Origin of the sequence: Streptomyces griseochromogenes (assembly GCF_001542625.1) — a bacterium.
Taxonomy (GTDB): domain Bacteria; phylum Actinomycetota; class Actinomycetes; order Streptomycetales; family Streptomycetaceae; genus Streptomyces; species Streptomyces griseochromogenes.
The window spans coordinates 1,515,813-1,527,354 of record NZ_CP016279.1; the positions used below are offsets into that span (position 1 = coordinate 1,515,813).

Below are 11,542 nucleotides of genomic sequence, written 5' to 3' on the forward strand. Positions count from 1 at the left end.
CGCCCCTGTTGCTTTCCGGAACCAGTGGGGTGATCCCATGACTGCGATTGACGCTTGAATGATCCGCGTCAGGGCAGCACATTACGGGGACTCACCGTGCCGTCGCTATCCAGGGCGGACGGCGAGGTGCACGGCGTCCGGAACGCCCCGGGCAACGGCCACCTCTTCGGTACGCACCTGCCGGAACCCGGCATTCCGCAAGGATCCTTCAAATTCCGGAGAGGGCTCGGCCGACCATACCGCCAATACCCCGCCGGGTCTCAACACCCTTGCGCAGGAGGCGAGTCCGCCCGGCGCGTAGAGGCCGTCGTTGCCCTCGGTGACGGTCCAGGCGGGCCCGTTGTCGATATCGAGACACAGGGCGTCGAACGTGTCAGATGTCTCATTGACGTAGGTCACGAGATCCATTTCGACGATCTCGGTCCGCGGATCGGCGAACGCGCCGCGGGACAGCTCCGCCAGGGGGCCGGTCCGGTGCCAGTCGATGACGGCGGGCTCGCGCTCGACGACCGTGATCCGCCCCCATCTGCGGTCCGCCGTCGCATGTGCAAGCGAGAATCCCACGCCCAGCCCTCCGATCAGCACATCCGGCGCCGGACGCCCGTCCAGTGCGTCGTGCGCGGCGTCGACCAGCAGCTGCTCCGAGCGTCCGTCGGACGTGTCCATCAGGAAGCAGCCGTTGGCGATGATCTGCAACAGGGCACCGTGCCTGCGCAGCACCACCTCTCCGTACGGGCCTTCGCGACGGTCCAGGACCACGGGAGAGTCGTACGCGGCAGTCATGCACCCATCTTGGTGGAACGGAGAGTGGGGTTCACGGGAATTCACGGAGAAGGAGAGGGGGACGGGGGGATCGTGAAGGACGGTCCGGTCGGTGCCGCGCGCCGGGGCCGCCGCGGCGCGCGCCGTCTCCGTGCGCCTCGCGCTCCGCGCCGGTGGGCCGAACGGCCGTGCGGCGGCGCGCGTCCCGTCGGCGGTCGGTCCCCGGACAACAGGCCGCGCACGCCCGGGAGGTGGGCCCGCCGCGGTCGTGGACCGGGCCCGGCCGGACGCGTAAGGACGTTCTGAGGTTGCTATGAATCCGCTCTCGCGTGGCGTCGGTCATAGACAGCGGCCCCGGGAACACGAAGGGTGGGGCGCAACGGAAGGAGCGCCTCACGTGGAACGGATCGTGACCGGCCCTGCGACGGCCGCGTCCCCGCCCCTGGGCACGCCTTTTCCCACCGGTTCCCTGCCGGACGTCGCCGGACTGCTCGACGGTGTCCCACGCCAACGCGAGCTGCCCGCCCCGGCCGTTCCGGCCCCGGCCCCGGCCGCCGCCGCGCCGGCCCCGGCCAGGACCCGCTTCTCCTTCCGGCCCTGGCACCTGCTGCCCGGCCCCGTCCGCACGCCGTTCACGTTCGCCTACACGGCCGTCCTCGCCGTCACCTCCCTGATCGCCGCCTACGCCGCACCCGGCCTCATGTACGCGCTGTACCAGGACTCCAGCACCGACGTCGCCCACCTGGTGCGCACGCCCGTGCTGGTGCTGCTGGCGAGCGCGCTGTGGATCGCGGGCGGGGTCCTCTCGCCGTACGCGGTCGCCTTCGTGCTGGTGCTGACCGCGCTGGAGCGGCGGATAGGCGGGGCACGGGCGGCCTGTGTCTTTCTGACCGGGCATGTTCTGGCCACCCTCGCGACCGAGGTGCCGGTGGGCCTCGCGGTCCTGTTCGGCCATCTGCCCACCACCTCGCTGCACCGCCTGGACTACGGCATCAGCTTCGGCGTCGCCGCCAGCGTCGGCGCCCTGGCCGGCCTGCTCACCCCCTGGGTCCGCTGGCCCGTGCTCGCCCTGGCCGCGGGCATGCTCGTGAACGACCTGATCGCCTTCCAGGACCCGATGACCAACTGGGGTCATCTGATCGCCCTCGGCCTCGGCGTCGCCGGCTGGCCGCTGGTACGGAGCTGGCGGCTTCCGGCGCTTTCCCCTGTTTCCGTGTGAACGCCCCGCCGATGGTGTAGCGATGAACCCGGCCGCGGCACGGGGTCACGGCCGGGGAACGGGGAGGTCGTCATGACCGGTGTGGTGGCACGGATCGAACGGGCGGTGGAGGTCACCGGCCGCGTCGTGAACGGCGTGAGCGACACCGGGTGGAGGACCGCGACGCCCTGTGCGCCGTGGGATGTCCACACCGTCCTCAACCACGTGGTGGGCGGCATGCACATCGTCGCGGCTCTGCTGAACGGTGCCGATCCGGGCCGCGCGCACGAGGACGACTGGCTGGGCGAGGACCCCGAGGCGGCCTACGCGGCGGCGGCCGAGGCCGACCTCGCGGCCTGGACCCGGCCCGGCGCCCTGGACGCCACCGTCCGCCTCTCGTTCGGCGCGCTGCCGGGCCCCTTCGCGGCGCTGGTCCACCTCACCGAGGTCTGTGTCCACGGAGCCGACATCGCGGTCGCCACCGGCGCCCAGTCCCTCCTGGACGAGGACCTGTGCGACCACCTCCTGACGGCGATGCGCAACACGCCCGGGTTCGATTCCTTCCGGGCGCCGGGATTCTTCGGCCCGGAGACTCCCGCACCGGCGGACGCCCCACCGCACACCCGCCTGCTGGCCTTCCTCGGCCGCCCGGCCGGCGCCGGCTGAGCCGACCCGAGGCGCGGGGCCGTATCGAGATGCGGCTCCGCCGCGCGGGCGCGACCGGCCACGCGAGACCCGCACCCGCGCACGATCCGCGCCCCATCCCCCTCAGGCGCCCCTGCCTGCGCAAACACACCGGTCACCACCTGATCGCTCACAGCGAACGAAGACCTGGGAACAACAGCGGAGCGCCGTGCATTGAGTCGGCATAGCTCAAGTTGACTGCCTAAGGGGAGATCATGGCTGCTGAGTCCACGGCGTTCACGCTCGTGCTGCCCGTGCTGCCGCTCGACGACGAGGTCGTGCTGCCCGGGATGGTGGTTCCGCTGGATCTGAGCGACGCCGAGGTGCGCGCCGCGGTGGAGGCCGCACAGGCCGCCGCCCGGTCCGAGCCGGGCAAGCCCAGGGTCCTGCTGGTGCCGCGCATCGACGGCACCTACGCCAAGACCGGTGTGCTCGGTACGGTCGAGCAGGTCGGCCGGCTGGCCGACGGTGACCCGGGGGCCCTGATCCGCGGCCGCGGCCGGGTGCGGATCGGTGCCGGTACGACGGGTCCGGGCGCGGCGCTGTGGGTCGAGGGCGCGCGGGTCGAGGAGACCGTGCCGGAACCACTGCCCGGCCAGGTCGCCGAGCTCGTCAAGGAGTACAAGGCCCTCGCCACCAACTGGCTGAAGAAGCGCGGCGCCTGGCAGGTCGTCGACCGTGTCCAGGCCATCGACGGCGTCTCCGCGCTCGCCGACAACTCCGGCTACTCGCCCTTCCTCACCATCGAGCAGAAGGTCGAACTGCTGGAGACCGCCGACCCGGTGGACCGCCTCAAGCTCGCCGCGCAGCAGCTGCGTGACCATCTCGCCGAGCAGGACGTGGCCGAGACCATCGCCAAGGACGTCCAGGAGGGCGTCGACAAGCAGCAGCGCGAGTTCCTGCTGCGCCGCCAGCTGGAGGCCGTGCGCAAGGAGCTGCGCGAGCTGAACGGCGAGCAGGAGGGCGAGGAGTCCGACGACTACCGGGCCCGGGTCGAGGCCGCCGACCTGCCGGAGAAGGTGCGCGAGGCCGCCCTGAAGGAGGTCGACAAGCTGGAGCGCGCCTCCGACCAGTCGCCCGAGGGCTCCTGGATCAGGACCTGGCTGGACACGGTCCTGGAGATGCCGTGGAACGAGCGGACCGATGACAGCGCCTCCGCCTACGACATCCAGGGCGCCAAGGCGATCCTGGACGCCGAGCACGCGGGCCTTGAGGACGTCAAGGAACGCATCACCGAGTACCTGGCCGTGCGCAAGCGGCGCGGCGACCGGGGGCTGGGCGTCATCGGCGGACGGCGCGGCGGTGCCGTGCTGGCCCTGGTCGGGCCGCCCGGCGTCGGAAAGACCAGCCTGGGGGAGAGCGTCGCGCACGCCATGGGGCGCAAGTTCGTCCGGGTCGCGCTCGGCGGCGTCCGGGACGAGGCGGAGATCCGCGGCCACCGGCGTACCTACGTCGGCGCGCTGCCCGGCCGTGTCGTGCGTGCCATCAAGGAGGCGGGGTCGATGAACCCCGTGGTCCTGCTGGACGAGATCGACAAGGTGGGCTCCGACTTCCGCGGCGACCCGTCCGCGGCCCTGCTGGAGGTGCTGGACCCCGCGCAGAACCACACCTTCCGGGACCACTACCTGGAGGTGGAGCTGGACCTGTCCGACGTGGTCTTCCTCGCCACCGCCAATGTCCTGGAGGCCATCCCGGAGGCGCTGGCCGACCGCATGGAGATCGTCCGCCTGGACGGCTACACCGAGGACGAGAAGATCGTCATCGCCCGGGACCACCTGCTGCCGCGCCAGCTGGAGCGGGCCGGCCTGGCCGAGGACGAGCTCACGATCGACGAGGGCGCGCTGCGCAAGCTCGCCGGCGAGTACACCCGCGAGGCGGGCGTGCGCACCCTGGAGCGGTCCATCGCACGGCTGCTGCGCAAGGTCGCGGCCCAGCACGAACTCGGCGAGCGGGAGTTGCCGTTCACCGTCCGTGACGAGGACCTGCGCGCGCTGATCGGGCGCCCGCACCACGTGCCCGAGTCCGCCCAGGACCCGGCCGAGCGCCGTACGTCCGTCCCGGGCGTGGCGACCGGCCTCGCGGTCACCGGAGCCGGCGGCGACGTGCTCTTCGTCGAGGCGTCCCTCGCGGACCCCGAGACGGGCGGGGCCGGCCTGACCCTGACCGGTCAGCTGGGCGATGTGATGAAGGAGTCCGCGCGGATCGCGCTGAGCTTCCTGCGCAGCCACGGTGCCGAACTGGAGCTGCCGGTGGCCGATCTGAAGGACCGGGGCGTGCACATCCACTTCCCGGCGGGCGCGGTCCCCAAGGACGGCCCGAGCGCGGGCGTCACGATGACCACGGCCCTCGCCTCCCTGCTCTCCGGGCGGCTGGTGCGCACGGACGTGGCGATGACCGGCGAGGTCTCGCTGACCGGCCGCGTCCTGCCCATCGGCGGCGTGAAGCAGAAGCTGCTCGCCGCCCAGCGTGCCGGGGTGACCACCGTGATCATCCCCAAGCGCAACGAACCCGACCTGGACGACGTCCCGGCCGAGGTGCTGGACAAGCTCGACGTCCACACCGTGACCGACGTCCGCCAGGTCCTGGAGCTGGCGCTCGCGCCCGCCGTCAACGGCGCGGCGCCGGAGGTTCCGGTGGCGGCGTGACGGACGCCGCCGGATGAGGCAAGGCCCGGGCCCCGTGAGGGAGACCCGGGCCTTCGCCATGCGGTGCGCGGGTGCGCGGATGGATCAACTGGATAGAATTCGGGCGTGAGCGGGCAGATGGTGCACCCCTCCGCCCTGATCGGGACGGAGATCGCCGGCTACCGGGTGGAGGGCGAGCTGGGCCGAGGCGGCATGGCCGTCGTGTACCGCGCGAAGGACCTGCGTCTCGGCCGCACCGTCGCCCTCAAACTGCTCGCCCCCGAGTACACCCGCAACGACGCCTTCCGCCGCCGCTTCGTCCAGGAGTCCCGGGTGGCCGCCGCCATCGAGCACCCGCACATCGTGCCGGTCTTCGAGGCCGGCGAGACCGACGGGATCCTGTACATCGCCATGTGCTACGTCACCGGGCAGGACCTGCGTGCCCTGCTGGACCGGAACGGTCCGCTCCCGGTGCCGGCCGCGCTGCGCATCGCCGGCCAGCTGGCGTCCGCGCTCGACGCCGCCCACGAGCACGATCTGGTGCACCGGGACGTCAAGCCCGCCAACGTCCTGGTCGCCAGAGGCGTCGACGGCGACCACCCCGAGCACGTGTACCTCACGGACTTCGGGATCGCGAAGAAGTCCCTGTCGCTCACCGGGTTCACCAGGGCGGGCGAGTTCGTCGGCACCCTCGACTACGTGGCGCCGGAGCGGATCACGGGCCGCCCCGTGGACGGCAGATCCGATCTCTACAGCATGGCCTGTGTCGTCCACGAGACCCTCACGGGCGCCCCGCCCTTCCGGCGGGACGACGACCTCGAACTGCTGTGGGCCCACCAGTACGACCCGCCGCCCGCGCTGAGCGTCGAGCGGCCCGGAATCCCGGCGGCCGCCGACGAGGTCCTGAGGAAGGCGCTGGCGAAGACGCCGGACGACCGTTACGGCTCCTGCCTGGAGTTCGTCGCGGCGCTGCGCACCGCCATGGCCGAGGCGGGCCCGCGCGGCCGCACGCCGACGCTGGTGGATCCCCACGTGCCTGGCGCCCTCCCCGCCGCCGGTCCGGTGCCCGACCCGCCGGCCTGGGCGGGCCCGGTCCTCGGGGGACCGGCGTGATTCCGGGCGTCTTTGTCAGGCGACAGGCAGTGACTGCTCGGCCCACACGGTCTTGCCGACGCGGTCGTGCCGGGTGCCCCAGCGCTCGGCGAGCTGGGCGACCAGGAGCAGGCCCCGGCCCCCTTCGTCGAAGATCCGGGCGCGCCGCATGTGCGGGGTGGTGCCGCTGGCGTCGTAGACCTCGCAGATCAGGGCGGAGCCCCGGTGGATGAGGCGCAGCCGGATGGGCGGCCGGCCGTAGCGGATGGCGTTGGTGACCAGCTCACTGACCATCAGCTCGGTGGCGAACGCGGCCTCGTCCAGCCCCCACGCGGCCAGCTGGTCGCCCGTGTGCTTGCGGGCCCGGGCCACCACGGTGAGCTCGCTGCCCAGCTCCCACACGGCGACCCGGTCGGCGTGCAGCGCCCGGGTGCGGGCGACGAGCAGGGCGATGTCGTCGTCGAGGTGGTGGCTCAGCAGCTCGGAGAGCACCCGGTCGCACACCGAGTCCAGCGTCGGCGCGGGGCGGCTCAGCGCGGCGAACAGCTTGTCCAGGGCCTCGTCTATGTCGTGGTCGCGGGCTTCGAGCAGTCCGTCGGTGTAGAGGGCGAGCAGGCTGCCCTCGGGCAGTTCGGTCTCGAAGGCCTCGAAGGGCAGTCCGCCGAGCCCCAGGGGCGGGCCGGCGGGCACGTCGAGGAAGCGGACGGCGCCGTCGGGGGTGACCACGGCGGGCGGCGGATGGCCGGCCCGGGCGAGCGTGCACCGGCACGAGACCGGGTCGTAGACCGCGTACAGACAGGTGGTGCCGATGCCGCCGGCGGTCTCGGCGGCGGGGTCCCCGCTGCCCTCGTCGGCGGCCAGCCGCAGGACGAGGTCGTCGAGGTGGGTGAGCAGTTCGTCGGCGGGCAGGTCGACGTCGGCCAGCGTCCGCACCGCCGTGCGCAGCCGGCCCATGGTGGCGGAGGCGCGGATGCCGTGGCCGACGACGTCACCGACGACGAGGGCCACCCGGGCGCCGGACAACGGGATCACATCGAACCAGTCGCCGCCCACGCCGGCCTTGCCGGCGGCGGGCAGATAGCGGGTGGCGATCTCCAGCGCGTCCTGGGCGGGCAGGGTGTGCGGGAGCAGGCTGCGCTGCAGGGCCATGGTGGTGGTGCGGGCCAGGGAGTACCGGCGGACGCTGTGCAGGCCGGCGGCCGCCCTCGTCGTGAGGTCCTCGGCGAGCCGGAGATCCTCCGGGCCGAACGGCTCCGGGCGCCGGTGGCGGCCGAACAGGGCGATCCCGAGCGTGCAGCCCTCGGCGAGCATCGGCACCACCATCAGCGAGTGAGTGCCGTACGCGCGCAGCCAGGCGGCGGCCCGGTCCACGGCCGCCCACCCCGCGACCACGGGATCCGTGACGTCGTACAGGACCGACTGGCCCGAGACCAGGCAGCCGGCCGGCGGTGAACCCGGCTCGTAGGCGACGGCCTCGCCCACCCGGGCCCCGGCCTCGGAGCCCTCGCCGCCCCGGGCGGTCCGTAGCGCGGCGCGGCGCAGGACGACCGGGCTCGCCGTGGTGTCGGACGGGCCGGGCGGACCGGTCGTGTTCCGGGGGGAGTCGAGCAGGTCCACGGCGATGAAGTCGGCGAGCCGGGGGACCACGGCATCGGCGAGTTCCCGTGCGATCCCCCTGAGGTCCGAGGCCGGGCCCGCGCGCGAGTCCGTCTCGTCCGGAGGGCGCTGCTCGGCGGCGGAATCCTGGGCGCGTCGGTTCGTGGCGAGGCAGACGGCGCGCACCCTGCCGGTGCCGTCCTTGAGCGGGGTGAGGACGGCGGACGGGCCGAGGTCCGGGCCGAGGCCGCCCTGGACCTCCCGGGGCGCACCGCTCTCCAGCACCCGGCGCATCGTCCGGTCGGCCTCCTCGCTCGCGGGGCCGGGCACGATGTACGGCAGGCGCAGCCCGCGCATCGCCGACTCCGGCAGGGAGAGCGCCCGTTCCAGGCGGCTGTTGGCGCGGATCAGGCGCAGCTCGCCGTCGAAGACGGCCAGCGGGAAGGGGGACTGGATGAACGCCCATTCCTCCAGCGGTTCGCCCCGGGGCGGCTGGGGCCGGTCCGCGACGGCGGTCACCACGAGCCAGTCGGTGCCGCCGGTGCGCGAGGTCCGGCGGTGGGCGAGCAGTCCCAGCTCCAGACACCGGCCGTCCCGGTGCCGCAGCGGTACGGTGCCGTGCCAGCGGTCCCGGGCGGCCAGGGTCCGCCGTACCGCCCCGGCGTCGGCGGCGAGCAGAGCGGCGGCGGGCCGTCCGACGACCTGCGAGGCCTCGTGGCCGAGCAGCCGCCGGGCGCCTTCGCTCCAGCCGGTCAGGATGCCCTGCTCGTCGATGGTGGCCGTGGCTGTGTACGTCGACTGTCGCTCCATCGCCATTTCGCCCTTGCTCAGCAGGCTCCCCCGACCAGCATCGTCCTGGGCGGCGCGGAGCACCAACGCAGGCATCCGCCCGGAAACGGCGGCCGCCCGCAGCGGACGGCCGCCGCACACACACCCTCGGTGCCGGCCGTCGACGAGTGCCCGCACCCGGTCCAGCGCCTCGTTGTCGCTGTGCCTGTCCGGGGCATCGCAGCCGACAGCGGCCTCCGGCCGCGGGCCGGACCCCCGGCCGGATGCGCGCCGAGCTAGCCGTCGGCCAGTGCCCGCACCCGGTCCAGTGCCCCGTTGAACTTGTCGTGGTCGCCGACGGTCGGGCCGGAGGACGTGTACTGCCACATCGTGTAGTACGGCCATCCCGCGGGCAGCGTCCCGGGATCCGAGGCGTAGCGGGCGATCCACAGCGGGTTGTTCGCGGCGAAACCGCCGTAGTTGCCGGTGCACTGGGTCCACCAGCTGGAGGCCGTGTAGATCACGGCGTCCCGGCCGGTACGCGCCTTGTAGGTGTTCAGGAAGTCGGCGATCCAGCCGGCCAGCGCACTGGCCGACTTGCCGTAGCAGGCGGCGCCGTAGGGGTTCCACTCGATGTCGAGCGCGCCGGGCAGGGTCTTGCCGTCCCGGGACCAGCCGCCGCCGTGGTCGACGAAGTAGTTGGCCTGGGTGGCGCCGCTCGTGGTGTTCGGCGTCGCGAAGTGGTACGCGCCGCGGATCATGCCGACGTTGTAGGAGCCGTTGTACTGCTGGGCGAAGTACGGGTTGGTGTAGTACGTGCCTTCCGTGGCCTTCGTGTACGCCCAGCGGACGCCGCTGCTCCACAGCGTGCTCCAGGAGACGTTGCCCTGGTAGGCGGAGACGTCGACGCCCTCGGTCTGGGTGACGTCACTGGTGCTGGGGGTGCCGCTTCGGCCGTCGTGGGCGAGGACACCCATGCCCATGCGGGCGGAGCCGCGGGTGGGGGTGGTCGCGGCGTGGGCGGTGGTGAGGGGAAGAGAGAAGGAGAGCGCGGCGAGCAGGGCCGCGGCGAGGACGGCGAGGGGACGCGGGCGGATGGAACCGGGTCTGTGCACGGGCATGACGTGCCTCCGAGGAGTTCCGAGGAGTGAGGTGGGGGGAACCACGGATGACCCACATGGGCGTGGGCATGCCATTCATTGCCTGCTAAAGAAGCTACGCACGTAGATGACGGCGTGGGAAGGGGGTCCGGATGCTGCCGTTGGTCTACGCCTGCGAAATACTTACAGAGCTGCGGCAATGACGTCGTTTGACAGAAACTTTCAGGACCGCGAAACCGATCAGGGGTGCTGACGTGCACGAGGACGAGAACGGCGACCGACATCATGTCGCCGCTCAGGTGACACCGAGTGGTGCAGACCAGGAATTCCTGGCGCTGGAGCGCGAGTTGACCGTGCTGCTCAGGCGTGCCCGGGCCAACCAGGGCGAGATGGCCCGCGAGGTCCACCCCGATCTGGAGTCCGCCGCGTACGGCCTGCTCATCCGCCTCGACGAACTCGGTGGCCAGCGCGCCACGGAACTCGCCGGCTACATCGGCGTCGGCAAGGCCACCATGTCCCGCCAGCTGCGCGCCCTGGAGGAGCTGGGCCTGATCGCCCGCGAGCCCGATCCGGCCGACGGCCGCGCCTGGCTGGTGACCCTGACCGACGAGGGCCGCTTCCGCGTCGGCAAGGTCCGCGAGGCCCGCCGCGCCCGCTACGTCAGCCAGCTCGCCCACTGGGACCGCCGCGAGGTGGCCGAACTGGCCCGGCTGCTGAACCAGTTGAACCGGGTCATGGAGAAGTAGGCCGAGCCTCCCGGAAGAGTCACAGCTCCACGTGCACCACCGTGGCGTCGTCATGGGTCTTGCTGCGGCCCAGGAACGCCCGCTCCTCGCGGTCCGCCGTCTCCAGCTCCCTCACCCGGTCGACCAGACGGCGGGCGCCCTCCTTGGCGACCAGGTCGAACAGGGCTGTCCAGTCGCCCTCGTGGAACTTCTCCGTCCAGCGGGTCGCACCGTCCGTCAGTGCGGCCAGGGCGCGCACCTCGCGGCGGGGGAGGGCGCCGGTCACCGCGCGGGCGGCGACCGCGGGGTCGGCGGCGGCCGTGAAGAACCCGCCGTCCTTGTTGCGTAGACGGGCGTCGATCAGGGCGTCGGTGGCCAGGGCGGAGCGGGGCAGGCGGGCGAGCCGGTCGTCCTGGACGGCGCTGACCGTGCCGTCGGGGGAGCGCAGGAGCAGTGTGGAGTCGGACAGGACCAGGTACTCCACGGTGTCTGCTGACCAGCGGGTCAGGACGACGGTCGCCTGAGGGGTGCGTGGGTGAGAAAGCTCACAGGTTTGAGCGTGGGTCTCGGCGGTTCGTGCGATCGCCCGCGCAAGGATCTCCGAGAGTGTCAGATCTCGGCCGGAAACGGTCAGTTCGGTCAACGTGCCGCCGAGCCGCGCGGTGAACCAGGGGACGGAATGCAGACACCCCGTCGCCCCGTCCCGCGGCGGTGTCACCCCGTCCAGCAAGATCACGCAACCTCCCTGACCGGAGGCGGGTAGTCCGACACCGGCGAAGTCCTCGTTGGGGCGGGTCGTGTCGCCGGGTTCCGTAACGAGATCAGTGCGCATCCGGCCAGTCTGCACGATGCCTTCACAGGCTCCGCCAAAGGCTGGCAAGCGCCGCCGAATTGGCACGCTCCCCCTGGTCAGGCGCCTGGTTTGGGGGTAAATGAGGCACTCCGGGAAGGCGTGGTGGCGAATACTGCCAAAGCCTGCCGCGCGCGTCCAAC

At 72.5% G+C, this 11,542-nt stretch carries 9 protein-coding genes; 5 read left to right on the top strand and 4 right to left on the bottom strand.

What is annotated here, in order from left to right; genetic code table 11:
- Positions 1-105 precede the first annotated feature (105 nt).
- Positions 106-783 carry a spermine/spermidine synthase domain-containing protein gene (locus tag AVL59_RS07125; RefSeq protein WP_067300461.1) on the bottom strand — a complete coding sequence of 226 codons (678 nt, stop codon included), beginning with the start codon at positions 781-783 and terminating at the stop codon, positions 106-108.
- A 376-nt stretch (positions 784-1,159) separates the two neighbouring features.
- Here AVL59_RS07125 and AVL59_RS07130 point away from each other — a divergent pair, with 376 nt between their 5' ends.
- The 4 genes from AVL59_RS07130 to AVL59_RS07145 all read left to right on the top strand — a co-directional run bounded on the left by AVL59_RS07130 (position 1,160) and on the right by AVL59_RS07145 (position 6,381).
- A complete protein-coding gene (locus AVL59_RS07130; RefSeq protein WP_067300464.1) occupies positions 1,160-1,981 on the top strand; it encodes a rhomboid-like protein in 822 nt (273 codons plus the stop codon).
- 72 nt (positions 1,982-2,053) lie between these two features.
- On the top strand, positions 2,054-2,626 hold the full coding sequence (locus tag AVL59_RS07135; RefSeq protein ID WP_067300467.1) for a TIGR03086 family metal-binding protein: 573 nt from the start codon (positions 2,054-2,056) through the stop codon (positions 2,624-2,626).
- A gap of 233 nt (positions 2,627-2,859) precedes the next feature.
- Positions 2,860-5,289, top strand: a complete 2,430-nt coding sequence (lon, locus tag AVL59_RS07140) for an endopeptidase La (protein ID WP_067300470.1) — start codon at positions 2,860-2,862, stop codon at positions 5,287-5,289.
- Positions 5,290-5,406: 117 nt separating this feature from the next.
- A complete protein-coding gene (locus AVL59_RS07145; RefSeq protein ID WP_067300472.1) occupies positions 5,407-6,381 on the top strand; it encodes a serine/threonine-protein kinase in 975 nt (324 codons plus the stop codon).
- 15 nt (positions 6,382-6,396) lie between these two features.
- On the opposite strand, the gene AVL59_RS07150 is transcribed toward AVL59_RS07145, so the two are convergent.
- Together AVL59_RS07150 and AVL59_RS07155 are read right to left on the bottom strand one after the other, a co-directional pair.
- On the bottom strand, positions 6,397-8,766 hold the full coding sequence (locus tag AVL59_RS07150; RefSeq protein ID WP_067316987.1) for a SpoIIE family protein phosphatase: 2,370 nt from the start codon (positions 8,764-8,766) through the stop codon (positions 6,397-6,399).
- A 254-nt stretch (positions 8,767-9,020) separates the two neighbouring features.
- Complete coding sequence (locus AVL59_RS07155; protein ID WP_067300474.1) at positions 9,021-9,845, bottom strand: lysozyme; 825 nt, start codon at positions 9,843-9,845, stop codon at positions 9,021-9,023.
- 233 nt (positions 9,846-10,078) lie between these two features.
- Between AVL59_RS07155 and AVL59_RS07160 the strand changes: the two genes are divergently transcribed.
- On the top strand, positions 10,079-10,570 hold the full coding sequence (locus AVL59_RS07160) for a MarR family winged helix-turn-helix transcriptional regulator (protein WP_067300478.1): 492 nt from the start codon (positions 10,079-10,081) through the stop codon (positions 10,568-10,570).
- Between the two features lie 19 nt (positions 10,571-10,589).
- On the opposite strand, the gene AVL59_RS07165 is transcribed toward AVL59_RS07160, so the two are convergent.
- Complete coding sequence (locus tag AVL59_RS07165) at positions 10,590-11,381, bottom strand: protein phosphatase 2C domain-containing protein (protein WP_067300481.1); 792 nt, start codon at positions 11,379-11,381, stop codon at positions 10,590-10,592.
- Positions 11,382-11,542 lie beyond the last annotated feature (161 nt).